This window comes from Psychrobacter sp. PSP (assembly GCF_024085615.1).
Classification (GTDB): Bacteria; Pseudomonadota; Gammaproteobacteria; order Pseudomonadales; family Moraxellaceae; genus Psychrobacter; species Psychrobacter pacificensis.
In genome coordinates, this window is the sequence record NZ_JABLTF010000016.1 from 176,739 (window position 1) to 202,701 (window position 25,963).

Here is a 25,963-nt window from a genome sequence, read left to right on the forward strand (position 1 = left end):
ACGATATGGACATTGATAAATTATTGCAGTTGATGATTAATAAAAATGGCTCTGACCTTTTTATTACTGCTGATGTAGCGCCTTCCATGAAAGTAAATGGAAAAATTTTACCTGTCGGTAAAACCCCTTTGACCGCTGATCAAACCATGATGTTAGTCAAAGGAGTGATGACCCCTAGCCAGCAAAAAGAATTTAAAGAGACGAACGAGTGTCAATTTGCTATATCTGATGAAGCACAGCAAGCACGCTTTCGGGTCAGTGCATTCATACAGCGCGATATGGCAGGAATGATTTTACGGAAAATTGAGAATAAGATCCCAACTGTTGAGGAACTACGCTTGCCGCCAGCGCTCAAAGAACTGGCCATGAAAAAGCGCGGCATTATCTTGCTGGTCGGCGCGACCGGCACAGGTAAATCTTCTACGCTCGCGGCTATGATTGGACATCGTAACCAAAACTCTCATGGGCATATCATTACCATAGAAGACCCTATCGAGTTTGTCCATAAACATCGTGGTTGTATCATCACTCAGCGTGAAGTCGGTATCGACACTCATTCATTTGAAGCAGGACTAAAAAATACGTTGCGCCAAGCACCAGATGTCATTTTGATTGGTGAGATTCGTAACCGTGAGGTCATGAGCTACGCTATCCAGTACGCTGAGACAGGGCATCTGGTATTTGCAACCTTGCATGCCAATAATGCCAACCAAGCGATTGACCGTATTATTCATTTCTTTGAAACCAGTCGTCATAATCAGCTATTTATGGATTTGTCACTGAACTTGCAGGCCATTATCGCTCAGCAGCTCATTCCAACCCCTGATGGCAAAGGACGCCGTGCTGCTATTGAGATTTTATTAAACTCACAGCTAATTAGCGACTATATCCGTAAAGGTGAGGTGCATGAAATCAAAGACGTCATGACACGCTCTCGAGACAGCGGTATGCAAACCTTTGATCAAGCGCTTTTTGACTTGTATGAACAAGGAGAGATCACTTATAAAGAGGCAATTTTGCATGCTGACTCCCCTAACGACTTACGCCTAAAAATTAAGCTCAGTAGCAAAAACGGTAAGGCTAATTTAGATGAAGGTGCGGATAGTTTATCTTTAGACATCAGTTAAGCTATTGAGAGTGATGTCAGTACATACTGAAAAATTAAACTCAAAAAAGCCCTCATTATCAATAATGAGGGCTTCTTAATATAAGAGATCTTAGAGTCATTTATAAAAATAAAGCTTTAATTGATAACCAAGGTCTTTACTTGGCACTGTCTCTGCAAGCTTGGTCAGCACAGATACCATATAAGACTAACGAGTGACCCGATAGTTTAAAGCCGTGCTTTTCTGCGACTTTCAGCTGCTCTTCCTCGATCATCTCATTATGGAATTCAATGATTTTGCCACAAACATCACAGACCAGATGGTCGTGATGCTCTTCTTGGGTAATTTCAAACACTGACAAGTTATTTTCAAAGTTATGACGCTCTACAATGCCCGCCTGCTCAAATTGGGTGAGTACACGATAGACCGTGGCAAGACCAACATCTTCACCTTGTTCGATGAGCGCCTTGTATATTTCTTCTGCACTCATGTGGTGTAACTCGGCGCTTTCTAGCAGCTCTAAAATCTTAATACGAGGCAACGTAACTTTCAATCCTGCTCTACGTAAATCTTGATTGGTAAAAGAAGCCATAATATCCCTTCTGACTGTGACAGTCTTAGCAAATGAAAAACTAAAAAATATGAGATAAATAATCGTTGCTGATTATTCTTTATTAAATATAAGTGGTTTTAACACCCTAAAAACAGTGCTGATGAGGTGACGGACTGCTTTATAATTCCCTGAATAACCGCAGTGCAAGCCTATGAATTTAAAATATAAATAATAAAACCATTCAGGTGGTGTTTGGTAAATAATGTCGTAAGTGGTAGGCAATTGCAAGTAAATGACGTATCATTTGTCCAAGATTGTCGGTCAGACTCGCACCATCTAACTTTGGCCGCGCCTAATTCATTTCTTATGAGTCATCTTACCATGATAAAGACATTAAATTTTCGTCCGTTAAGCCATGCCAGCGTACTACGTAACATTGTTATCACCAGTATGCTGAGCGCTACTGTCGCTATGTCTGGCTGCTCACTATTGAGCGTTTATAAGATTGATTTGCCTCAAGGCACAGCGATTACTCAAACCCAAGCACAAAAACTAAAAGTAGGGATGAATCAGAACCAAGTACTTTATATCCTTGGCAGTCCTGCGATTAGAGATACCCTTGAGCCTAAGCGCTGGGATTACATTTACGATTACCAAGCAGGTACCGAAGGCCGCCGTAAAGGCATTGCTGATGTCAAAAATGCAAGCCAACACTTAGTTGTTTACTTTGATGATAATGGTTTGGTCACTCGCATCGAAGGTATCGAGAGCTTGCCAGCATCGTAATCCGTACGATTTATCAGCTCGAATGACTAACAGTTAAAATTAATAATAACTTAACCGCGAGATTTATTTTTGCGCTGAGACATTGGATCAGCGCTTAAACTGCGATATACCTCGATACGGTCAAAAGGCTGCAATAGATAATTCAGCGGCTGTTTTTGTGCATAGATGCCCACATGCCAACGTTTAGCGGTTGGCGTTGTAACGTTTACTGCTTGCTCACACCATTTTGCCAGCGCTGCAAACCTTTCAAGCCAGCCAGCTTTGCCTAGTGCCTCATACAGACTCGTACCTTGGCTAACCTTTAACGCCAGATAATGCTGGCGCTGCTCATCTTCCGCATACGCCAGATAGACTGTCATTAACTCCGATTGCAGCGCATTGCTATGCTTACCGCCATCACCTGTTAGCTCAACCACTGTATCACCCAACCTATTAACGCCAATAGCAATGCCAGCGGTACGACAAGACGTATCGCAACTCGCCATAAGTTATAGAATGCTTCGCTGCTAAAGTTCAATGATTTGCGTAAATGACTGATCTTCATCTGCCATCCTGCAAATACCGATAATAGTAGTACCGCTATGTTACTCACTATAACTAGAATGCCTACCAGCCAAGTCGTCGGAATCGCAACCACTAGTAGCAATGCTAAAACAAAAGTTATTATCAAGCTAACTAACAGCCCAAACTTATGCGCTAACTGCTGAGTACTGTAATGCAGCAAATAGCTAACGACGAATAGTACGCCAGCCCAATAGAGTAGTTGTCCAATCGGTGGTAACGACATACCACTAATAAATAACGCGACAACCCCTACCAATAGCTGCAACACCCAAATTGGCAATACCGATTTGGTGGCACGATAATTACGAGCAGCCTTATTTTGTGCCTGTTGGCTGCTTGCTTCCACGGCAGTGACCGTCTCCTTACTGACCAAGTTTTGCCCGAACCAGTACAACCCTGTACCCGCACCAACACTGACCAATGCTAGCGCCACTGCCCGCGCCCATTCAACCAAGCTAATATCGGTCATAGCAAAACTAATATTAGGCACACCATTTGCGATGCCCAATATTAATCCAACGACCATCAATCCGAGGCCAATAGGCAAAGGCGCAACGCCAAGCAGACTTAATAGCACAGTAATAACCATCAACCCTGCGGCAACCGCAAAACTTGGTACATCAGGGGTACTATTAAGCTCAGTCAAAGCGGTTAATATCCCTGTACTGGCACCTGATATGATCAATGCTGCAATCACAATAGAAACCAATGCAGCCAGCCAACCAAAGCTTCGCCATATTGGGCTTGCATCTGATTCGCGAGTGAGCTTTTGCATACCGGCCAAAGGTCCCTCGACACTACGATAAGCCAAAGCTATCTCAGCATAAACAACTGGCAACGCGACCAACACCATTGCTAGCAGCCATAATAACCAAAAATCGATCTCACCGATTGAAGCAGGGGCAAACCAGCGAAATAATAACAACGGTAACAATACCGCGATAAAATAAGAAGCATAACGGATCATCATAATCTCAATCCAAACGATCTAATACCATTCACAAAAACGACAGTAGCAAGCAAAACGAGTTCGATACAGCTAATCGCATTTTTGAGTATGGTATAAAGTGAATAACGGTAATTTATAATTATACAGAGCAATGAGTTGCCTCTGTAAAGCAATTCAGCTGTACATTGTCTTTTCAATATAAGGGACAAACAGTTATAAAAAAACCCCGAAATCGGGGTTTAGTAGTTCAGACATGATCAATATGTGCAAGGTGCTCAATAATTCTATCTACAACGTGCGTATCAGATAGTGATCATCAGTGCCGTTTAATTAGTGAATAGCACTCACATAGTCTGACAAGATACGAATGTCACGATCTGATAATTTCGATGCAACGGTTTGCATCATACCCATCTCACCTTCTTTCGCAGCATCATTGACACGTTTTTGATCATCGCTATCGATATCATCAGCACGTCCAGCGGCGCGGAATAGTTTTAGCTGAGTGGCAATGTATTGAGCATGCTGCCCGCCTAATTTTGGAAACGCTGCCCAAGGGTTACCTGCAGCATCCGGACCATGACAACCAGCACAACCAATCACACCGCGTGACTTATCGCCACCCAAGAATAATTTGGTGGCTTCTTGGTTCGTTGCAGGGTTGCCGTATCCAACACCCCAAGGCGCTTGGCTAGAGTAGTAACCTGCCACGTTGGCTAGATCTTGCTGAGACAAGTTAGCAACCTGTGACTGCATGACACCGTTTTTGCGATAGCCTGCTTTAAAGTTAACTAACTGTTTATAAAGATATTTTACATTTTGGCCGCCAAGGTTTGGCTGCGCAGGAACAATACTGACCCCATTAAGACCATGACAAGCAGCACAAACGGTTTCTGCAATTTTCTGACCTGCATCGACGTCATACTCAGGAACAATAATAGCAGCTTGTACGCTGAAACTTGCAACGCATAAGCTGGCAGCAGCGATTAACTTTTTCATTGATACAAATCCTACTAGCTCGGCGTAAGCATTATTTAGAGTGATTGCACGGATAAGATACCTAATATAGTCGCCTCTTTAATCATAGGCGTGGCATATATTTTGAGGTCTTGGACACAAGCAGTCTGAAAGTACTTACTAACATCAGGGTTTATTTTCGATTATTATAGCAAGACTTTGTATCATTTGCCTACTTAATCGTAGTATTCATCAGTTTTCTGATGAGCATAGCCTAAAGTATAGGGCAAAAATAAAAAGCGCATTCAGGTTGTAAACCCAGCGCTCTATCTTACTTATCGCTTCAAGCTTCATTTCTAAATGGACTACTTGCTCATATACTCGATAAGCTTACGGTAGTCATCATCACTACAGGTGTTACAAAGACCGCCTGCTGGCATTTGAATCATGCCACTTTTGACAGATTTAATGAGTGTCGGCATGCCCTTTTGCTCAATAAGTTTCTGCCATTTGGCACTATCGCCTTTTTTGATAGCATTTAGTGCGCCACTATCATGACAGGCTGCACATGAGTTATCATAAGTAGTAGCAATATCAGCCGCACCTGCGCTACTGATCATGATGCCACTTAGCAATAAGGCAGCACTGCCAACTGTTAGAGCATGATAGCCCTTACTAAGAAGTCTATTGATTGAAAACATAGAGCACCTCCTCGTGAGATTTCACGTATCACATCAATCGTTCTATTAGGGCGTGTCGAACATTCGCAAATAGGCACTGCTGATCGCTAAAATGGTTCCAGACAAGGCACAAAGCGACGATAATGCAGATGCCTTAGCGAGATTTGTAACGCAGTATGGGGCAATTTTAGCATCAGCCCCAAAGATAAAAGCAGGGGACAGGACTCTTTTTTGCCGCTTCATCGTTAAAAATAAGCGCTTAGAGTGACTAAACTTATTATTTTTAACATCGAATCGCCTAAAAAATAGTCGCTGTCAGTGCCATGGTCGAATGTTCAATACGTCCTAAATGTCTTTTATTAAACATTGTAACAATATATGTCATGCAAACATAGATAAATTATATTCAGCTTTGTTAACACTAAAAACTTATTCTAATCAACAATTAACTTTAATGTTATCCTACTATTTATATGATGCTAATCGCAGTTATTTCAATAAGTAAGACAGGTAATAGTATAGAATAGCGGATAATATCAAATCGCTAACTTTACAAGGTGTAAGCGCTGATAAAGAAGAGCCTCTTTCCACTTTTTGCATATTTGCTAAATTGAAGTCATGGCTTAAACCAACCACCAGCTAACCAGAATTTTATACCCGTATCTAATTTTTTAAGATTAATGAGCCATTTATGAATACCCCGTTTACCGATGTTGCTGCCGAACATGCGCTGTTCAACACCAAATCTCGTCAGAAAATTCAGCAGACTGAATTTATGACCTCAGCGCCCACCTTTAAGCTTTGCCCACCTGATATGGGATTAGAAGTTGCCTTTGCAGGACGCTCAAACGCTGGTAAATCCTCAGCTATCAACGCTTTGACCAATCAGCGCCAGCTTGCACGCTCGTCCAAAACGCCTGGGCGCACGCAGATGATTAACTTTTTTAGTATCGGTAACACTGATAGACGACTGGTTGATTTGCCAGGTTACGGCTATGCCGCTGTACCACTTGAGATGAAAAAAGAATGGCAGGTCGAGCTAGAAGAGTATCTAGTATCGCGCTCAAGTCTTGCTGGCCTAGTGCTGATGACGGACATTCGTCACCCACTCAAGTTTTTTGACGAGCAGATGCTGCATTGGGCAAAAGATGGCGAGCTACCTGTCCATATTTTGCTCACCAAAGCTGACAAGCTAAAATATGGCGCGTCCAAAAATGCCCTACTCAATACCCGCAAAAGACTCAAAAAACTCGGCTTAAACTGTACTATCCAGTTATTTTCAGCCTTGAGAAAAGAAGGTCTGGATGAGCTGGCTGGTGTCATGGGTAGATGGTACGACTACCAGCTTGATAATGACAAAATCATTGAGAGTAATCTGACACAAAATGATACTGCTAATGATGCTAGTGAACAACTGGTAGCTAACTCAGTGACAGACGCACCAAAAGATGCTGAATAAATATTGTCTTTGCCAGGCATCAAAAAAGGGGTTTGTCGATATTAACGATAAACCCTTTTTTTATGTAAGTTAAAAAGGCTTTTATTTAAGCACACAATAGCTTAGCCAATGCTTGCGGCGTATCAACCTGATATGTCGGCTGCTGAGCGGCAAGCTCTGCACTTGTTGCTGTGCCATAGTTGACCGCGATACTGGTCATGCCAAGCTTGGTTGCCATTTGAATATCATAGATACTGTCTCCGATAAACACGGCATCAGAAACCTTTTTTTGTGTATACGCCAAAATATCGGTTAACATCTGCGGATCAGGCTTTGAGCCTGACTCATCAGTACAGCGTGTCATGACAAAATAATCGCGACTGTCAGAGGCATCCAATACACGATCGAGCCCTTTTCTTTTTTTACCAGTTGCAACAGCAAGCTTTTTGCCCTGCACCTGCAGAGTCTGCAACATATCCTCTATCGGCTCAAAGAGTGGCGTGCAGTGGCTATTAGCAATATAGTACTCTGCATAAGTCTGCTGAATGGCGAGCGTCTGCGACTCATCTGCATAAGGATATAAAATCTCGATACCATTCATTAAACTCAGACCAATGATGTCTTTCACCGCTTTATCAGTCGTCTTAAATCCATGTGCCTCTCCAGCCACATGCATAGAATCCACAATTAAGCCGATAGAATCCATCAGCGTACCGTCCCAGTCAAAAATAATTAGTGTCTTATCAGATAGACGGTGCTCATCTGCTAGCTGAGAGTGTTGAGTAAGTTCTGGCGTATCAGTGGTAAATAATGCAGTCATGGATTCACCTTAACGAATAACAATAGTAAGTAGCAGATACGAAAACGTCACGGCGGCTTATTGATTAAATAAGGTATCGTGACGTTTTCATGTTTCTATAAAGGTCTACATTTTTAGACCAAAATGATTATATTTAGACTTATTCAGGCAACTTGGCTGTCTCTGGTAGCCAATCCGCCATGTCGTCTGGCAATGGTGCGGTAATAGCGTCATAACCCGGAATATCTAAGCGCCACGCGTGGAGACACAGACGATGAACGCCTGATTTATCATGCACGTTATACTTATCATCACCCAAAATGGCATGACCAATATGAGCCAAATGCACACGGATTTGATGCGTACGGCCAGTTAGTGGCTTGGCTTCGATGAGGCTAACTGGCTGACTATTAATCATAAAACGCTCATGAATGATAATATCGGTTTGGCTGTCTTTGGCTTGCGGGTCTTGGCTATCTACCTTGACACGGCGCTCACCATTAGCAAGCGTATAGCGTAACAATGGTGCATTGATACGTTGCTCATTCAGCGCAGGCTGTCCTTTGGCCAGACATAGATAGTGCTTTTGAATAGTCTTGTCTACCAAATGCTGCTGCAATACTTTGAGTGTTGAGCGTTTTTTGGAGATCATCAACAGCCCTGAGGTATCTTTGTCGATGCGGTGAATCAGCTCTAGATACTTTTTGCCCGTCACTTCACGCATGGCTTCGATGACGCCGAAGTCCAAGCCGCTACCGCCATGCACTGCAATACCAAAAGGCTTGTTTAGTACGATCAAGCCTTCATCTTCATAGACCACGCGAGCGAGCAAGCTTTTGGCAAACTCAGTACTGATGATAGGTTTGTCACGTGTTGCCAACTCCACAGGTGCGATACGCACGACGTCTTCACGCTGCAATCTATCATGTGCCTTACAGCGTTTATTGTTGACGCGCACTTCATCTGAGCGAATCATTTTATAGATGTGCGATTTTGGCAAACCCTTCAAGCGATTGAGCAAAAAGTTATCCAAACGCTGGTCGTGCTGATGGCGTGTTACTTCAAGGTAGTTTACCTTGCCGAAGTTGCTAATCTCATCGTCAGCGCTTTGTGGGCGGGTTTTACTATTGAAAATAGCAGGCGCTTCATGGGTAGGAGCGTCGTCAGTCATTTTTGAGTTTGTCATTTTTAGTTAGGTATTTACACAAAGATTTGTTATAGTTTAGCATGTTGAGCGACAATTAAGCAGAGGCGACAGCAATAATCATTGTTGTTTCAGATAGCTGGTCACTGTTTTATTACTTTCCAGTGTTTACTGATTGTTAGTAAAGAGGTCAATGCTATTTACCCTGCTGCTATGAAACGTTTCATCTAATTGTAGGGCCAGTCGTTTAGAGGCATTAGCATTTAAAGGTATTCGTTACCAAACACAGCCCTATAAATTAAAACACTGTATCGAATTTTACTCGGTACCATAAAACAAATAGTGACACTAAATACCATCGCGTTAATAACTTTGACGATCAGTCTATTTATTAACGGATGACAACACCACATTGACTCACTAACTGCATGACAACGACTTTTTTTGATAACTATTTATTATTTAATGATTACTTATCTGATGGTCATTTATGACAGCATAGTTGAGCAAGTATGGGTCGGTTAGCGTTAGGATCGAAAAATAGTTCGATAGCTGCCTGAGTATTGGTGGTCAAACAGATGACGATAAAGAGGTAAATACGATACCATGCTGACAAGCTGGTCCATTACTCTGTTTGCCAAGTACGCCCCGCTGATAACCAAAGCTGTGATACCTAACCTTGAGACACCCAAGATATTATTGACGATATATAAAGAACGATAAATAAAGAGTAACCAATCGCTTTGCCTGAATAGATAACCGCTGACTGATGACGCTACGATATATAGTAGCAATCACGACCGCGATATTATTGTTAGACTTTGAAGGATGAATGGCTACCGCAATATGCCTTTTTAATATCAGTATTTTTTAGACCCGTAGCTGTCCGTCGCCCACGCTTACAACGTGCGCCAACATCACTACCAATAGAACGTACTGACATTAAGAGAGTTTTTATTCGCTGACATATTCATATATGTACCAAGTTTATTGATAATAGAATATAAGTATCATAGCCTTACACCCTATTTTATTTATATTAATGTGAGCACCGCTCATAAGTTCAGGTAAAAGAGCCATTGAAAAAGCCTACGTGCTTTACGAAACCCACGATTTACGTTCTACTGTTCACTGATATCTACAAATGCTAATGTCATATTAGCCACACTTGCCACTATCTTTTAAAGACTGTCTTATCGTTGTTATGCGTACTCATAGGATATAAATATGAAACGCATTTTGATCAACGCAACTCAAAACGAAGAGATTCGTGTCGCCTTATGTACAGGCAATCATCTATACGATTTCGACCTAGAAAATCGTACCCGCGAGCAAAAAAAATCTAACATTTATAAAGGCCATGTAACCCGTGTTGAGCCATCGCTTGAAGCGGTATTTGTCGAGTACGGCTCTCAGCGCCAAGGATTTTTGCCGATTCGTGAAATCTCTGCCGAATACCTAAGCGGTAACCCACGTGATGAAAACATCAAAAAACTGATTAAAGAAGGCGACGAGCTAATCGTCCAAGTCGAAAAAGAAGAGCGCGGTAACAAAGGCGCTGCCCTATCGACGTATGTCTCTTTGGCTGGTCGCTATCTGGTACTCATGCCAAATAACCCTCGTGGCGGCGGTATCTCACGTCAAATCTCAGGCAAGCTGCGCGAAGACATGAAACGTATGCTGAGCAATCTTGATTTGCCAAAAGGCATGAGTGTTATCATTCGTACCGCGGGTATCGGCAAGACGCAAGAAGACTTGCAACATGACCTTAACCATTTGCTTAATATCTGGCAGGCCATCCAAGAACAAAACCAAAAATATCCGTCACCGCGCCTTGTCCATCAAGAAGCAGGTGTCGTTACCCGTGCTGTCCGTGACTATTTGCGTGATGATATCGCTGAGATTTGGATTGATAACGAAAACGCTTATATTGAAGCAGCAGGCTTTATTGATGCAGTGATGCCAAAACAAGCCGAAAAGCTACGCAAATATACCGATTATGAACCAATGTTTTCGCGCTTTAATATCGAAAAACAAATCGAAACGGCCTATCAGCGTGAGGTACGTCTACCATCAGGTGGCTCAATCGTCATCGACCAAACAGAAGCCTTGGTCTCTATCGACATCAACTCAGCTAAGTCGACTAAAGGTTCAGACGTTGCTGAGACTGCTTATCATACCAACCTAGAAGCGGCCGACGAGATTGCCCGTCAGCTGCGTTTGCGTGATATGGGTGGTTTGATCGTTATTGACTTTATTGACATGAATGACAATAAGCATCAAAAAGAAGTCGAAAAGCGTCTAATTGATGCGACCAAATACGATCGTGCTCGCGTCCAGTTTGGTGATATCTCTAAATTTGGTCTGATGGAAATGAGCCGTCAGCGTCTACGTCCATCATTAGAAGAATCAACTGGTTATATCTGCCCACGTTGCCATGGTAACGGTATGATTCGTGACCTGCGTTCATTGTCGCTCTCTATCATGCGTCAAATTGAACAAATTGCGCTCAAAGAACGCCAAGGTGAAGTACAAGCGGAAGTTCCAACCGACATCGCAGCATTTTTGCTAAATGAAAAGCGTGACAGCTTGGTTTATCTTGAGCAAGATAGTGGCACTCGTATCACGATTTTGCCGCACGCCCATTTAGAGTCACCAAACTTTAAGCTGCACTTTAACCGCGACGGATTTGCCCCATCGAGCTACGAGCGTATCACTGATACCCAGCAACAAGAGCACAGTGACCTTGGCTACAATGTCGACTGGCAAACGGCTGAAAAAGAGCGCCCTGAGCAGCAGCCTACTCGCCAGCCTCGTAAACCGTCAAATGATAACAACAAGCAGAGCACAGCCACGCAATCGCAGAACGATACCGTCAATCATAGCAATGATCGCCGTAATCATAAAAATGCTAATGACGCTGCGCCAGCGCGCGCACCACAAGCCAGTCAACCTAAAAACGTTGTAGCGCCAGTCGCAGCGCAAGCTCAAAATGTGGAAGCCACTGCTCAACCAAAAGCAGTCGCTTGGTTATCAAATCTGTTTGCGCAAGCACCGCAAGCCACCACCACACCTAGTGTCAGTAGTCGCGATGCCGCTGAAGCGATCGAGGCCTTGGTAAATACTGGCGCACAAAGCTTAGGCTCATTTGGCCAAGTTGATAGCAATGCATTGAATAGTGGCGCTTCAAATAGTGAGCAGCCAACTCAACAAAACAATCATCAGAAAAACGACAACCAACCATCAGATAGCAACGCTAATCGTCAACAGACACGCCGTACTAACGACAGCGATACTGATGACAGCAATAACGAAGACAGAAGAAGACGTAAGCCGCGTAAGTCAAGAAACTCAAAGCCGCGTCAAAGAAAAGAAGCGACTGACGAGACGACTGACCATACCAATAGCGGTGCTGATGAGAAATCGTCTGACACGCAAGGCCAACAACAGCAAGACAAGCGTCAACAGGAAAACAGACGTACGAACGATCGCAATCGTAATAACCGTCAAGACAACAGCAATCGTCAAGACAATAACCAAAAAGCAAACGATCGTAATGACGCAGACAACGTAACTGGCCAAAAAGCTGATGAGCAAGTGCGCGCTAAGCGTAAATCGCATAGCCAACGTGGCTCACGCGGAAAGCTAGAGCGCGGTGAGACGCTAACGGCTGACGATGTTAAGCAAAACAAGCAGCAAAATGGTAAAAATAGCGACGATGCCAATGGTAAAAACCAATCTGGCACACGTCGTAGTCAGGACCCTAATGAAGTCGTGCTACAAGTCAATGAAGCACCGACCAAGCTAAAGGCGTCAGAAGTTGTACACTTATCTTTAGATGATAGCAAGTCCACGCCTGCTAAGCCTCAATCTAGCGATAAACAACGCTCAACAAACGGCACGGCAAAGAACGAGAGCACAAAAGATCACGCTACTCAGCAAGCTGCCAACAAGCCTAGTAACAGTGAGAAAAATACTGACCAAAAAGGTGACAATAAAAAGGGTACGGTAGAGACGTCTGAGAATCAGACTCAAAACAACCAAGAGGCGACTACTAACGCTAAGGTGCAAAACAATGCACCTGATCGTAAGCAGAGCACTGATAATAAAAATCAGTCAGAACAAGCGCAACCAACCTCTTCTAGCGACCAACCAGCCTCTGCTGGCGACGTAGACAGTCAGTCAGTTAGTACAAAAACGGCTGATGCAGAACAGGCCAAAACCAAGCCCGAGCATCAGAAAGCTGAGACCACTGATACTGGTACCACTGATAATGTCAGTAAAGCTGAAGAAGCTAAAAAAGTTCCAGCTAATGACAGTGGTGCCAATGATAAAGGCATGAGTAACTCAGCACTTGAGTTAACACACGAATCACTGTTTGGTGAACGTTACGTGACTGCTGAGAAGTTTGGTCAAGCTAGCAACGACCCACGTGTGGTACGTGCTCAGCAAGCAAAAGCAACACCTCAGGTCGAAGCTACTACTGTAAGTGTAGCAGCGATACGTGGCACCGTTGGTGAGTTTATTCGTGCGACGCTGCCAGACGCGCAAACTCGCTTAGCAGAAAATGGCGTTATCAGCTGCTTTATCGAGACAATTGCCTTGTATAACGAGCAAGCGCAATCTGCAGATAATAGCACCAACGTTGAGAATGCTGTCGATGACAACCATAGCAACAATATGGCCAGTCAGCGCTTTGACTTTAGCAACTATGGCTACCAGCCATTAGCAGCCGATTACTTGGCACGCTTCGCAGCGATGACTCAAGCAGTCAGTCAATTTGCAGTAGCTCAAGGCAAAACCGCCGTTGAACCACGTGCCATTGGCAAGCGTGCCAGCAATGATCCACGCGGTCAGCATCCTGACTACCAAGAGCCAGCTGTGTTGAGTGTTCCTACAAAGCAGACTTCGAGCAATGAAGCATCGCTAGTAAATACTAAGCAAAACAATAGCGAAGTGGATGCACATAACGTTGAAGCGACAGCACTGGCCAATCAAGCTCAGGCTGACCATGTCAGCGCTGATAGTGAGAAATTGCTAGAAGTCGAGCAAGCGCAATCAGCTGCTAACCGTGTAGAAGCTCAAGCCAGTGAAGCACAAGGAGTCAATACGACGGAAGCTGATGCAACACAGGCAGATGTAGAAAAGTCTGATGCAGAAGAGGCTGAGCAAACAACCGAATCTAAAGTAGAAGAATCTGCTAAAGAGACGAGCAAAGATGACAGTCAAGCAGCTAAATCTAAGACCACCATCGCCAGCTATAAAAACATGATCGAGAATGTGGCTGAGCAATTGCTGCCACAGACCGGCATGTTTAACCTGACGACGCCGAAGGTTCCAAAGGCACGCAGTCGCAAGCCCAAAACGGATCATAAAAAACCGACCCAAGCTGAGAAGCTTGCGTCTGATGATACCGATAGCGAAAGCTAATATATAGAAGCAGAAATATAAAAGCCCCAAAGCTACTAATAGCTTTGGGGCTTTTGCTTTAATAGGTTTTTGTTTAATTATCTATTTAGAATAAAATTGGACATAAGATAAAACCACAAACCAGCTTAATGAGTAGAAGAAGCCTTATCATCTTTGCCGCGAACTTTATCAATAATGGTAAGCAATGCCACAACTGCCACACCGATAATAAAACCAATAACACCATTTAATACGGTGGTTGTTACTCCTTCAAAAATACCAGTGAGATGTGCGATATCCTCTACACCGTGATGCAAAAAGCCAATACCATGTACTAAGATACCGCCACCCACTAAGAACATAGCCAACGTCCCTGCAATGGATAAAAACTTCATGAGCTTTGGCGCGGCGGCAAACATCACCTTACCTAATTTCTTCTTAAACGTGCTTTCTTGCTCCATCAGATGTAGGCCTGCATCATCTATTTTGACAATACCAGCGACCAAACCATAAATACCAATCGTAATACCAATTGCCAAGATGGACAATACTAAACTGCGTTCTAGCAAAGTAGCACTTGCCGTTGCGCCTAGTGCAATCACGATAATCTCAGCGGATAAGATAAAATCTGTACGTATGGCCCCTTTGATTTTTTCTTTTTCAAATGCCACTAAATCGACTGTTTCATCGGCATTGGCTTTTCGGCGAGCATTTTGTTCTTCATCATGTGGCAATGCATGTGGCCAAAACCGATGTATGACTTTTTCAGCCCCCTCATAAACCAAGAACAGACCGCCACACATCAATAAAAACGTGACAAGCGGTGGATAAATCGCACTAATCAATAACGCTGCTGGTACCAAAATGAGCTTATTGATGAACGAGCCCTTAGCAACTGCCCAGACAACAGGTAGTTCGCGGTTGGCTTTGACACCAGTAACTTGCTCAGCATTCAACGCCAAATCATCGCCCAATACCCCAGCGGTTTTTTTGGCAGCGACTTTGGTCATGACGGAGACGTCATCCAATATCACACTGATATCATCAAGTAAGGTTAATAAACTGGCACCTGCCATGTGTGCTCCTTAAAGCAAATTTGTTGAAGTAAGTACTACTGAAATCATTAAAACAAAGTTTTTTATTAGAGTTCTTATAAAAACAATTCTTATAATAACAATGCTGTTAGCAGTAGACTACAAGGGCACGTCCATATATTACATAGTACAAATGTATCTTATTTTTTGAATTTGTGTTGTCAGCTATTCTTAAAAGTTGGGATTATTTGCATTTATTAGACAGTGCATTTGAGCTGTCATTATCCATAAATATGCTAATATAGCGATTTTACCGCTTATCTTTACTATCAATCATTTATAAAAACTTCTGTAAAATTAAACCTTTAAAACACTATACAGACACCTTACTATATATTGTAATCCACAACGCTTTGTATATAACGAACTCATGTCTAGGCGCGATGCCTATAGGAAATCCATATGCCGTCATCCATTAGCAAAAATACCACGACGAATAATTTTTTCTCTCGTACTACCCTATCTCGTTTTGTGATGAGTGCCTTGCTAGTAGGTGTTGCTGCTGGCTGCTCAAACAATGCAGCGGATGCAACCGGTAATACCAGTGTTGTCAACGCGGCGCAGACCAAGGATGCACCAGCCAAAGCGTCAGCTGATAATGACTCTGCAGTAGTTAGTGCATTACAAGCAAACCTAAAGGCCTCTGGTATCGAAGAAACGATCGTCTCAGCGGTACCAACAGATATGGACGGTATTTATTGGGTGACTGCTGAAGGGCTACCCTCTTTCTTTACCGATAAGTCGGGTAAGCATATTATCCAAGGACAGATCGTTGCCGTTGGTGGTGATACGCCAGTTGATATCAGTGCTGCTTTGGCGGCCAGTACCGCGCAAGAAGCGTTACAAGCTGTTGATAAAAAAGAGATGATCATTTATCCAGCAAAAGGTGAGACCAAAGCGGTCGTCTATGCCTTTACTGATGCCGACTGTGGCTACTGCCGTAAACTACATTCAGAAATGGATGATATCAATGCGCGCGGTATCGAAGTGCGATATCTCGCATGGCCACGCAGTCAAGAGTCTGTGCCAAAGATGGAAGCGATTTGGTGTAGTCAGGATCGTAACGCAGCGATGGATCAAGCAAAAATGGGTGCCAATGTGCAAGCGCCTAGCTGTGCTACCCCTGTGCAAGCGCATATGGCTCTAGGATCAAGACTGGGTGTACGCGGTACCCCTGCCATCTTTACTGAAGCAGGCGAGCAAGTAGGTGGCTATTTACCTGCAGCACAACTGGCGCAAGCTGTCGGTGCAAACTAATACTTAATCCTAACATGTGATATTTTTAATATATTCTAATATCTACCGTTTATATGAATGGATTTAAATATAAGACAGCACCGCTTGAGCAATATCTGAGTATGCCAAGTACAGATGAGCACGATAGTTATTCTATAATCTATACCCTATATAACCTTATCGACATTGTGTAGACGTCACAACTGCTTGTCGGTATGATACGATAAAGCGCGATGCAAAATTAGCAATACCCTTTTATCTGAGCATTTTTTATTCAACTATAATGAAGTATGTATGCAAAGTAGCACTAGAAAATGCCTATAGACTGCCGGTGTTATGCCGCAGACTCATTTGCTATTGCCCCAGCGTTATGCCCGCTTCATTATATTTAACCTCTTGAGGATACTGTGAGCAATTCCATCAAACTAGCGATACTTGGTTTAGGCACCGTCGGAACAGGTGTGATCAACCTAATCAATGACAATTTAGATGAGCTAAAACGCCGTAGTGGACGCGATATTATTATTACCGAAGTGGGTACGCGCCGTCAGCGTGATGATATTGATACCAGCATCATGCAAAACAGTGACTTGATGGCAATTGCGGCAAGCGACAATGTCGATATCGTTATCGAAGTGATTGGTGGTACGACCTTGGCTAAAGACGTCATCATGCAAGCTATTAAAAACGGTAAGCATGTCGTAACTGCAAATAAAGCGCTATTGGCTGAACACGGTAATGAGATTTTTGCCTTTGCTGAAGAAAATAATGTCCATGTTGCTTATGAAGCAGCGGTGGCAGGCGGTATCCCAATTATCAAAGTGATGCGCGAAGCGCTTGCTGCCAATAAAGTTGATTGGCTCGCAGGTATCATTAACGGTACTGGCAACTTTATCATGACCGAAATGCGTGACAAAGGTCGCCCATTTGCCGACGTACTAGAGGAGGCGCAAGAGCTGGGTTATGCAGAAGCAGATCCAACTTTTGATGTGGAAGGCATCGACGCGGCGCACAAACTAGCCTTGCTTGCCTCGATTGCCTTTGGTATCCCGCTACAGTTTGACAAAGTCTACTGTGAAGGCATCACTGGTATCACACTACAAGATGTCAACTACGCCGAAGAGCTTGGCTATCGCATCAAACATTTAGGATTTGCAGTACGCCGTGATGGTCAAGGCAACAGTGATGATGCTGGCGTTGAGTTGCGTGTACATCCAACGCTTATTCCACAAGATGCGTTGCTTGCCAATGTCAACGGCGTAAAAAACGCGGTATTGGTCAACTCACATCCACTTGGGCAAACACTCTACTGCGGTGATGGCGCTGGTGCTGGTGCTACTGCTTCGGCAGTGATGGCCGACGTCATGGATCTCGTCCGTGTATTAGGTAGCAAAAGTGGCGACGAGCAAAACAGCAGCGAGCAAAACAATCGTGGACACCATGTACCGCACTTAGCATTTATCCCTGAGCAACTCTCAGACACACCAATATTACGTGCTGAGCAGATGATTACTGGTTACTACTTACGTGTACATGCTTATGATAGCCCAGGTGTTTTAGCGGACATCACTCGCATCCTAAGCGATGCAGGTATCAATATCGATGCCATTCTACAGAAACCTGCGCATAAAGTTGGTCAAGTACCTGTCATTATCTTAACCCTACCTGTGGTCGAGAGTCAGATGAATCTCGCTATCGAAAAAATTGAAAAATTAGAGACCATTACTGATAAAGTAGTACGCATTCGCTTAGATGAGCTGGCTTAAAACATAATTTTAGCAAGCCACGCTTATCACCCCCTTTATCAGTGAACCAGGCAAGTGCTAACTGATAAAGAGTAACAGCGAACCAGCCCTTACCTCTACCTCTCTATGAGGCACTTTCATTTAAAATACGTAAATAAGGAATAATAACGATGTCAAATGATGCAATTGTAATCTTAAACGGCGCACGTACACCAATGGGCGGCTTCCAAGGCATACTAAAAGACATGAGTGCTAGCGATTTGGGCGCTGCTGCAATCAAAGCCGCTGTCGAACGCTCAGGCGTTAGTGTCGATGATATTGATGAAGTAATCATGGGTTGTATCTTGACTGCAGGTTTGGGTCAAGGCCCTGCCCGTCAAGCCATGCGCAAAGCTGGATTGTCTGACGCGACTGGCGCGGTCACCATTAACAAGCTATGCGGCTCAGGTCTAAAAGCCGTCATGCAAGCACATGATGGCATCAAAGCTGGTAGCTTCAATGTTGCTGTAGCTGGTGGTATGGAGTCAATGACCAATGCACCGTATCTGATGCCAGGGTCGCGTGGTGGCTACCGCATGGGTCACAAAGAAGTCAAAGATCATATGTTCTTAGACGGTCTAGAAGATGCTGAGACTGGTAAGCTCATGGGTATGTTCGCTCAAGAAATGGCGGATAAAAAAGGCTATACACGTGAAAAGATGGATGAGTTTGCCATCGAATCACTCAGTCGCGCGCTAACCGCTATCAAAGACAATCACTTCAAAGATGAAATTGAGCCTGTGACGTTTGAAACTCGTAAAGGCGAGCAAACGGTCGATACTGATGAGCAACCAGGCCTAGCGAATGCTGATCGTATCCCAAGCTTACGCCCAGCATTTGCAAAAGACGGTACGATCACTGCAGCCAATGCCAGCTCAATCTCAGACGGTGCTGCTGCTGTCGTCGTCATGAAAGAGTCACAAGCAAAGGCTGAAGGTCTGGATTATCAAGCTCGCATCGTTGCCACTGCTTCAAACTCTCGTCACCCAAGCGAATTCACCATCGCTCCGATCGGTGCCATCGAAAAAGTACTAGCAAATGCTGGCTGGTCAGTCGCTGATGTGGATCTATGGGAAATTAACGAAGCTTTTGCGATGGTCACTATGGCGGCTATGGACGAGCTAAACATCGACCACGCCAAAGTTAACGTTGAAGGCGGCGCTTGTGCGCTTGGTCATCCAGTAGGCTGTTCAGGTGCACGAATCCTAGTGACACTCATCAATTCTCTCAAGCGTACCGGCGGCAAAAAAGGCGTTGCGACACTTTGTATTGGTGGCGGCGAAGCAGTTGCCGTTGCTATTGAGCTTCCTTAAGTAAAAGCAATACTAGCGTGTCGTTGCTCAGATAGCTCGTAACATTTAACTTCACGCATTTATTGGTATTTATCTTTTGTTCAAGAACCGCATTGCTCATTGCTCTGCGGTTTTTTTGTGTCTATTGATTCAACGTTAACTTCAAACATTTCTTTGTGTTAAGACTCGTTAAGTTGTACCCCACCTATGTTATACCACTTACAGCCTATTACATGTAATTACCCCAAGCGCACATTTTGCTACCTTGCTCATGTATTTCATCCAAAATCATAGTGTTAGGATGGCTACAAGTTGATGCAGAGATGTTGTGATATATCTCTTAACTTACTTATTGAAATTCGATTATTGAAGTAATTTTTGCCCAGAATTTAAAATAAGTATTCATCAGCAATTTTAAGAATATCCATTTATAAAATAATTTTTACAAATACTAACTCATAAAAAAGGAAGACAATAATGAGCCAACTAATCCGTTTAAAAGATATTCAAGCCACTCATCGTGACCTAATCGGTGATGACTATTATGATCCAACAGACAAAACTGCTTACGGCGTTAATGAAGAAAAAATCGGTAAAATTGAAGGTGCGTTAGTAGAAGACACTACTGGCCGTATTCGTTACCTAATCGTTGATGCAGGTGGCTGGTTTAGCTCAAAAGAGGTATTAGTACCAGCGGGTCTTGCTCGTATTGTTGGTGATGATGTTTTCTTCGATAGCTTGACCAAGTCTCAAGTAGAAGCCATGGAAGTATATGACCACGACTATCAGTACAGCTATAAAGAGCAATACGAAAAAGATCGTCAAGCGTTTACTGCTGATACCGTTCCAGCTGAAGAGCGCGTAGACATCGCAGACCATTCTTATGATGCACCAAACACACTAGAGCTTTTAGAAGAGCGTTTAACTGTCAATAAAGACCGTATCGTTGCAGGCCTTGTAAAAGTTGGCAAACATGTTGTGACTGAAGAGCGCAATGTCGAGGTTGAGCTAGAAGAAGAACATGCTGATATTCAGCGCACTAGCGTTGATCGCCCAACAGACCGCCGCATCGGTGATATGGATACTAATGATACCGTTGAAGTTGAGTTAGAAGCAGAACGTGCTCGTGTTGGTAAAGACACTTATGTGTCTGAAGAAGTTAATGTTGGTAAAACAACAGAGCGTCATACTGAAACTATCGTTGAGACTATCCAGCGCGAAGAGCTAGACGTTAATAATGACGGTAATGTGGTCGACCGTGAAGGCAATTTAGTTGACCGTGATGATATCACAGCAGATGATGTACGCCGCGCTCGTGGTATGTAATACCCTGATACTTTGCGTCTTTTAATGTCATTGTGATTTCATTATGAGATGTGATAATAATAGGTAGCTAAGCATTTTGACTTAGCAGATTAAGACCAGAGCATATCTCTGGTCTTTTTTGTATCGATAATATGGGGACGTGAGTTATTATAGTAATGATTAATGATAGTAATAAATTCAATATCATTCGTTAACATTGCATTTTGCCCGATTCATCATTTTATAATTATAAGGAAATAAAAATGACTACTGACCATACAGAAAACTTATACCAAGACGATTTGGAAAACCAAAAAAGCACACTAGCTGATGAAACCGCCAATGTCGTCAATGTTGGGCATTTGGAGCTATTAGAAGAGCGACCTGTCATCAATAAAGAGCGCCTAGACGTTGGTAAAGTGACTGTCACCAAGCATGCCCGAACCAAGACCATTGAAGTGCCTATTGAGCTTATAGAAGAATACATTACCATTCGCACTGAGTATCATGATGCAGAGAGTCAAGAATTACTGTCAGGTAACTATGATGACAGAGATATATTGCGTCATGTTGAACCCTCACTAGATAGTAAAGCCGTGGTGACCGTCAATGGTAAACAAATAGAGGTTGGTAACGAGCCGATTGAAATCGTTTTATCACGCCAAGTAGCAACTATTACTAAAGATACCTACGCCATCCAAGAAATTGAAGTCAATAAGAGCACACATATCCATACCGATAGTATTCAAGTAGAGTTGAAACATGAAGAGCTCGATGTGACTGAAGAAGGGTTTTTGGCACATGAGGCCAATGCTACTCGACCAAAATAAATGAGATACTGGTGATTTAATCATCAGCATAGATAAATCACTGACAAAAAAAAGCAACGCTAATCTCGCGTTGCTTTTTTTGTGTGGTACGTAGTAATCAAAATTTTATACTTTATTACATTCAAACGTATTTACGGTTGACTCATCTTCTCCAGCTGTACGCATGACACCAGTTTCGCGTTCTTCATGCGCCACACGCCACTGAGTAAACCCTTGACCGCCATCTAACCCTGTGGCAACTTCAAACACTTCTGGATTACTGCCTTCATTGGTCTGATTCAGTGTTACTGTTCCCATATCAGTGGCAACGACCACTTGATTGGCATCTTCTTTATAAGTCGCTTCAACTTTTAGCTCAGGTGAACACAGATACGATACCTGCGTCACACCGCTGTTTACCGATGCGACCGTATCACCTTCTACTTCATTAAGTGAAGCATCTTCAGTATTTACAACGACATCACTTGGCTCAGCAGGCTCGGCTGACATTGGTACAGATTCTTCAGCATTGACACCATCTTCCATACTTGACTCTGGCTCTGATTGTTGCTGACAGGCACTGATCGTTAATGCACCAGCGAGCAACCCCGTCAATGCGACTGAAGTACGCAATTTTTTTAATAATTCTAAACTCATAACGCTCTCCCAAATAGGTATACTAAACACTATAGCGTGTCCATAAATTCACGCCTATGCTGAATTTGTAAGCAATCAATACAAAGTGTTCATCTGCTATAGAACGGTAAATTATAGAACAAGCAGCCTTGATAAGATATAAAAAAGCCCCTATCTGGTTGAGATAAGGGCTTACTATTTAGCAGTCTACAGACTTTAATCATAATTACTAATGATTAAAAGACCATACTGATTAGATTTTGCCGTGGCACTGTTTGTACTTGAGCCCTGAACCACAAGGACAAGGGGCATTACGGCTAATATTCATACCAGCATACGGGTTTGGCTCATTGGCGTTGCTACCACTGGCTGCCATAGCAGCGCCAGCTGCTGCCGTACCACTAAGGCTGCGGTTTTGTGGTTGCGGCTGAGCGGCTGCACTGTTTACATTGCTATCTAAATTATCTACGTCATCATGTTCAAACTGCATTTGCATATGCGCCGCATTCTCACGTTGCTGAGCTTCCAACGCCTCTAGCTCTTCTTTGGTTGGGATATGAACACGTGATAAATCTTGTACCGTTTCAGACTTAATCGCCCCAAGCATCATTTGGAACAATTCAAATGATTCACGCTTGTATTCCTGCTCAGGGTTTTTCTGCGCATAGCCGCGTAGATGGATACCTTTACGCAGCTGATCCATCTGTGTCAAATGCTCTTTCCAGTGCTTGTCTAGACTCTGTAGCATAAAATGACGCTCAAGCTGGGCGGCGTCTTGCTCACCCATTTGCTCACGGCGGCTGTGATAACGGTCTATGGCTGTTTGGATAATCTTGGCACGCAGTCCTTCTTCATCTAGACGGCGGTCTTCATCTAGCCAATCGTTGATCGGCATCGTGACTTTAAACTCGTCCTCAAGCTCATCTTCTAATCCGTCAATGTTCCACTGATCGTCGATCGAGCCAGGCGGAATGAACTGGTTGATCATGGCGTTATAGACTTCATGATGCATCACTTCAATGGCTTCTAATAAGTCCATTTCGGCAAGCAAATCATCACGCTGACCATAGATAACTTTACGCTGCTCGTTGGCAACATCATCATATTTCAACAGATTCTTACGTGCATCAAAATCGCGGCTCTCAACTTTACCTTGCGCGTTTTCGATCGATTTTGACACCATCTTGTGCTCGATGGCTTCGTCTTCTTTTAGACCCATGGCACGCATCATATTGACCACGCGATCGCCTGCGAAGATACGCATCAAATCATCTTCGAGCGATAAGAAAAAGCGCGACATCCCAGGGTCACCCTGACGACCAGCACGACCACGTAACTGGTTATCGATACGGCGTGATTCATGACGCTCAGAGCCAATGATATGCAAACCACCCGCCGCTACCACTTGGTCATGCTTCACCTGCCACTGAGACTTTAGGCGCTGCATCTCCTCCGGACTGACCGAATCGACATCTTCAATAAACGACTGCCAATTACCACCAAGGATAATATCCGTACCACGACCTGCCATGTTGGTGGCGATCGTCACTGATTTTGGGCTACCAGCCTGTGCGATAATCTCAGCTTCACGCTCATGCTGCTTGGCGTTTAGGACGTTATGCTTCACGCCTTCTTGATCGAGCAAATAAGACAGTTCTTCACTGGCTTCAATGGTCGCTGTACCGACCAGCACAGGTGCACCTTTGGCTTGAATGTCTTTAATCTCGCGGATAATGCCCTTGTATTTGCCTAACTTGGTTAAGAAAATCTGATCATCCATATCGATACGAGCAATCGGCTCATGCGTTGGAATGACGATGACATCTAGATCGTAAGTAGATTTAAATTCTGCCGCTTCAGTATCAGCGGTACCCGTCATACCAGACAGCTTGTCATATAGACGGAAGTAGTTTTGGAATGTGGTGGTTGCAAGTGTTTGGTTTTCTGCTTGGATTTCAACGTTTTCTTTGGCTTCTACTGCTTGATGCAGACCTTCTGACCAGCGGCGACCAGGCATAGTACGGCCTGTGTTTTCATCAACGATGACCACCTCGCCTTCATCGACGATATAGTGGACGTTTTTGACAAATACATGATGCGCACGGATGGCAGCTTGGACGTGAGCCAATAACGGCAAGCGGCTTGGACTATATAAACTTTCGTTTTCACCAAGCTCGCCCACTTCGACTAGGAAGCGCTCGATTTTTTCATAGCCTTTTTCGCTAATCTCAATCTGACGGTTTTTTTCATCAATCCAAAAATCTTCATCTTCGTTATTTTTATTGGCTTCTTCGTCTTTTGAGCGCTTAAGCCGTGGAATGATGGTGTTAATCAGCGCATACATGCGCGAAGAGTCTTCGGCTTGCCCTGAGATAATCAGCGGCGTACGTGCCTCATCGATTAAGATTGAGTCAATCTCATCGATAATACAAAAGTTTAGCGGGCGCTGTTTTTTCTCTTTTAGACTAAAGACCATGTTGTCACGCAAATAATCAAAACCGTACTCGTTGTTGGTACCGTACGTGATATCGGCTTGATAGGCGTCGATTTTTTCTTGTGGCGGCTGCTGTGAGTAAATCACGCCGACAGTCATGCCCAAAAAGTTAAAGAGCGGACGGTTGAGCTCCGCATCACGCGCCGCAAGATAGTCGTTGACCGTGACCAAATGCACGCCTTTACCACTGATGGCATTGAGATACATCGCCAAGGTGCCCATTAGGGTTTTACCTTCGCCCGTTTTCATCTCAGCGATTTTGCCTTCGTGCAAGGTGATACCACCGATCAGCTGTACGTCATAATGGCGCATACCATTGACACGCAATGAGGCTTCGCGGCAGACGGCAAACGCCTCTGGCAATAGTGCATCTAAGCTTTCGCCTTTTTGGTGGCGGGCTTTGAACTCTGCCGTTTTTTGTTGTAGTTGCTCATCAGACAGGGCTTGTATTTCAGCCTCTTGTGCGTTGATCTTGCTGACCACTTTACGCATGCGTTTTAGTTCGCGGTCATTTTTGGTGCCAACCACACTGCCTATAATCTTTGATAACATAATTTTTTGACCTATGGAATATTCGATAATTAGTGCGCATTAGCCAAAGCTTAGCTCGTGGCCTTGTCATTACCCGACTAAGTACTACCTAATTTAGTATCGCCCAATTAAGTGTGCCGTCATTATATATGGTTATGGCGCTGATGGATACAAGGGCGGTGAGTAGATATTTGCCAAGGCAAAAACCGAGCAGGACGTGTTAAAATAGCGCTTACTTTATTAAATTTCTTAGCTTTTTTGGCGCCTGTATGTGATAGCTATGAGGTGGCTGTCATATGGCGCTGTCGATATAATCTAGCCTAAATCTAATCGTTATATCCTTCTTCGGTACGTACCAGGCGCATTTGTTATATCAACTCTATCGTACCAAAACAAT

Annotated in this window: 19 protein-coding genes; 9 read left to right on the plus strand and 10 right to left on the minus strand. The window is 43.7% G+C overall.

The features are described from left to right. Window positions 1-5: 5 nt before the first annotated feature. Window positions 6-1,127: a PilT/PilU family type 4a pilus ATPase gene (locus tag HL061_RS06790; RefSeq protein WP_071002369.1), complete on the plus strand. Its 1,122-nt coding sequence runs from the start codon at window positions 6-8 to the stop codon at window positions 1,125-1,127. A 136-nt stretch (window positions 1,128-1,263) separates the two neighbouring features. Here HL061_RS06790 and fur read toward each other — a convergent pair whose 3' ends face one another. After that, window positions 1,264-1,698, minus strand: coding sequence for a ferric iron uptake transcriptional regulator (fur, locus tag HL061_RS06795; protein WP_058024231.1), 435 nt, complete (start codon window positions 1,696-1,698; stop codon window positions 1,264-1,266). Window positions 1,699-2,025: 327 nt separating this feature from the next. Here fur and bamE point away from each other — a divergent pair, with 327 nt between their 5' ends. Next, on the plus strand, window positions 2,026-2,445 hold the full coding sequence (gene bamE, locus HL061_RS06800) for an outer membrane protein assembly factor BamE (protein ID WP_058024230.1): 420 nt from the start codon (window positions 2,026-2,028) through the stop codon (window positions 2,443-2,445). A 50-nt stretch (window positions 2,446-2,495) separates the two neighbouring features. Here bamE and HL061_RS06805 read toward each other — a convergent pair whose 3' ends face one another. The 4 genes from HL061_RS06805 to HL061_RS06820 form a co-directional block, all read right to left on the minus strand. Further along, a complete protein-coding gene (locus HL061_RS06805) occupies window positions 2,496-2,873 on the minus strand; it encodes an RnfH family protein (protein ID WP_240365861.1) in 378 nt (125 codons plus the stop codon). Then, window positions 2,849-3,979, minus strand: coding sequence for a hypothetical protein (locus HL061_RS06810; protein WP_240365860.1), 1,131 nt, complete (start codon window positions 3,977-3,979; stop codon window positions 2,849-2,851). The genes HL061_RS06805 and HL061_RS06810 overlap by 25 nt, the downstream gene beginning before the upstream one ends. A 309-nt stretch (window positions 3,980-4,288) precedes the next feature. Next, complete coding sequence (locus tag HL061_RS06815) at window positions 4,289-4,957, minus strand: c-type cytochrome (RefSeq protein WP_093067562.1); 669 nt, start codon at window positions 4,955-4,957, stop codon at window positions 4,289-4,291. Between the two features lie 323 nt (window positions 4,958-5,280). Beyond that, window positions 5,281-5,616 (minus strand): c-type cytochrome, encoded by a 336-nt coding sequence (locus HL061_RS06820; RefSeq protein ID WP_058024226.1) that lies wholly within the window; start codon window positions 5,614-5,616, stop codon window positions 5,281-5,283. A 670-nt stretch (window positions 5,617-6,286) separates the two neighbouring features. On the opposite strand from HL061_RS06820, the gene yihA reads away from it, so the two are divergent. Then, complete coding sequence (gene yihA / locus HL061_RS06825) at window positions 6,287-7,054, plus strand: ribosome biogenesis GTP-binding protein YihA/YsxC (protein WP_071002373.1); 768 nt, start codon at window positions 6,287-6,289, stop codon at window positions 7,052-7,054. 85 nt (window positions 7,055-7,139) lie between these two features. On the opposite strand, the gene HL061_RS06830 is transcribed toward yihA, so the two are convergent. Both HL061_RS06830 and HL061_RS06835 read right to left on the minus strand, forming a co-directional pair. Then, on the minus strand, window positions 7,140-7,853 hold the full coding sequence (locus HL061_RS06830; RefSeq protein WP_071002374.1) for an HAD-IA family hydrolase: 714 nt from the start codon (window positions 7,851-7,853) through the stop codon (window positions 7,140-7,142). Between the two features lie 139 nt (window positions 7,854-7,992). Further along, window positions 7,993-9,003, minus strand: coding sequence for an RluA family pseudouridine synthase (locus HL061_RS06835; RefSeq protein ID WP_071002375.1), 1,011 nt, complete (start codon window positions 9,001-9,003; stop codon window positions 7,993-7,995). 1,200 nt (window positions 9,004-10,203) lie between these two features. Here HL061_RS06835 and HL061_RS06840 point away from each other — a divergent pair. Beyond that, window positions 10,204-14,406 carry an Rne/Rng family ribonuclease gene (locus HL061_RS06840; RefSeq protein ID WP_252962644.1) on the plus strand — a complete coding sequence of 1,401 codons (4,203 nt, stop codon included), beginning with the start codon at window positions 10,204-10,206 and terminating at the stop codon, window positions 14,404-14,406. A gap of 125 nt (window positions 14,407-14,531) precedes the next feature. Here HL061_RS06840 and HL061_RS06845 read toward each other — a convergent pair whose 3' ends face one another. Beyond that, a complete protein-coding gene (locus HL061_RS06845) occupies window positions 14,532-15,461 on the minus strand; it encodes a DUF808 domain-containing protein (RefSeq protein ID WP_071002377.1) in 930 nt (309 codons plus the stop codon). 420 nt (window positions 15,462-15,881) lie between these two features. Here HL061_RS06845 and HL061_RS06850 point away from each other — a divergent pair, with 420 nt between their 5' ends. The 5 genes from HL061_RS06850 (at window position 15,882) to HL061_RS06870 (ending at window position 21,926) form a co-directional block, all read left to right on the plus strand. After that, window positions 15,882-16,736: a DsbC family protein gene (locus HL061_RS06850; RefSeq protein ID WP_071002378.1), complete on the plus strand. Its 855-nt coding sequence runs from the start codon at window positions 15,882-15,884 to the stop codon at window positions 16,734-16,736. Between the two features lie 386 nt (window positions 16,737-17,122). Next, window positions 17,123-18,481 (plus strand): homoserine dehydrogenase, encoded by a 1,359-nt coding sequence (locus HL061_RS06855; RefSeq protein ID WP_240365856.1) that lies wholly within the window; start codon window positions 17,123-17,125, stop codon window positions 18,479-18,481. Window positions 18,482-18,630: 149 nt separating this feature from the next. After that, window positions 18,631-19,812 carry a thiolase family protein gene (locus tag HL061_RS06860; protein ID WP_252962645.1) on the plus strand — a complete coding sequence of 394 codons (1,182 nt, stop codon included), beginning with the start codon at window positions 18,631-18,633 and terminating at the stop codon, window positions 19,810-19,812. 456 nt (window positions 19,813-20,268) lie between these two features. After that, the gene (locus HL061_RS06865) at window positions 20,269-21,117 is read left to right on the plus strand and encodes a PRC and DUF2382 domain-containing protein (RefSeq protein ID WP_240365855.1); all 849 of its coding nucleotides are present in this window, start codon (window positions 20,269-20,271) and stop codon (window positions 21,115-21,117) included. 242 nt (window positions 21,118-21,359) lie between these two features. Beyond that, window positions 21,360-21,926: a DUF2382 domain-containing protein gene (locus HL061_RS06870; RefSeq protein WP_240365854.1), complete on the plus strand. Its 567-nt coding sequence runs from the start codon at window positions 21,360-21,362 to the stop codon at window positions 21,924-21,926. A 105-nt stretch (window positions 21,927-22,031) separates the two neighbouring features. Here HL061_RS06870 and HL061_RS06875 read toward each other — a convergent pair whose 3' ends face one another. Then, entirely contained in the window at window positions 22,032-22,562 is a 531-nt protein-coding gene (locus HL061_RS06875; protein ID WP_252962646.1) for a hypothetical protein, read from the minus strand. Window positions 22,563-22,794: 232 nt separating this feature from the next. Then, entirely contained in the window at window positions 22,795-25,587 is a 2,793-nt protein-coding gene (gene secA, locus HL061_RS06880; RefSeq protein WP_252962647.1) for a preprotein translocase subunit SecA, read from the minus strand. Between the last annotated feature and the right edge of the window lie 376 nt (window positions 25,588-25,963).

Excerpts from the sequence above, each read along its gene's own strand:
- HL061_RS06790 (WP_071002369.1), top strand. The coding sequence starts at position 6 with ATGGACATTGATAAATTATTGCAGTTGATGATTAATAAAAATGGCTCT.
- fur (WP_058024231.1), bottom strand. The coding sequence starts at position 1,698 with ATGGCTTCTTTTACCAATCAAGATTTACGTAGAGCAGGATTGAAAGTT.
- bamE (WP_058024230.1), top strand. The coding sequence starts at position 2,026 with ATGAGTCATCTTACCATGATAAAGACATTAAATTTTCGTCCGTTAAGC.
- HL061_RS06810 (WP_240365860.1), bottom strand. The coding sequence starts at position 3,979 with ATGATGATCCGTTATGCTTCTTATTTTATCGCGGTATTGTTACCGTTG.
- HL061_RS06815 (WP_093067562.1), bottom strand. The coding sequence starts at position 4,957 with ATGAAAAAGTTAATCGCTGCTGCCAGCTTATGCGTTGCAAGTTTCAGC.
- HL061_RS06820 (WP_058024226.1), bottom strand. The coding sequence starts at position 5,616 with ATGTTTTCAATCAATAGACTTCTTAGTAAGGGCTATCATGCTCTAACA.
- yihA (WP_071002373.1), top strand. The coding sequence starts at position 6,287 with ATGAATACCCCGTTTACCGATGTTGCTGCCGAACATGCGCTGTTCAAC.
- HL061_RS06830 (WP_071002374.1), bottom strand. The coding sequence starts at position 7,853 with ATGACTGCATTATTTACCACTGATACGCCAGAACTTACTCAACACTCT.
- HL061_RS06835 (WP_071002375.1), bottom strand. The coding sequence starts at position 9,003 with ATGACTGACGACGCTCCTACCCATGAAGCGCCTGCTATTTTCAATAGT.
- HL061_RS06840 (WP_252962644.1), top strand. The coding sequence starts at position 10,204 with ATGAAACGCATTTTGATCAACGCAACTCAAAACGAAGAGATTCGTGTC.
- HL061_RS06845 (WP_071002377.1), bottom strand. The coding sequence starts at position 15,461 with ATGGCAGGTGCCAGTTTATTAACCTTACTTGATGATATCAGTGTGATA.
- HL061_RS06850 (WP_071002378.1), top strand. The coding sequence starts at position 15,882 with ATGCCGTCATCCATTAGCAAAAATACCACGACGAATAATTTTTTCTCT.
- HL061_RS06860 (WP_252962645.1), top strand. The coding sequence starts at position 18,631 with ATGTCAAATGATGCAATTGTAATCTTAAACGGCGCACGTACACCAATG.
- HL061_RS06865 (WP_240365855.1), top strand. The coding sequence starts at position 20,269 with ATGAGCCAACTAATCCGTTTAAAAGATATTCAAGCCACTCATCGTGAC.
- HL061_RS06870 (WP_240365854.1), top strand. The coding sequence starts at position 21,360 with ATGACTACTGACCATACAGAAAACTTATACCAAGACGATTTGGAAAAC.
- HL061_RS06875 (WP_252962646.1), bottom strand. The coding sequence starts at position 22,562 with ATGAGTTTAGAATTATTAAAAAAATTGCGTACTTCAGTCGCATTGACG.
- secA (WP_252962647.1), bottom strand. The coding sequence starts at position 25,587 with ATGTTATCAAAGATTATAGGCAGTGTGGTTGGCACCAAAAATGACCGC.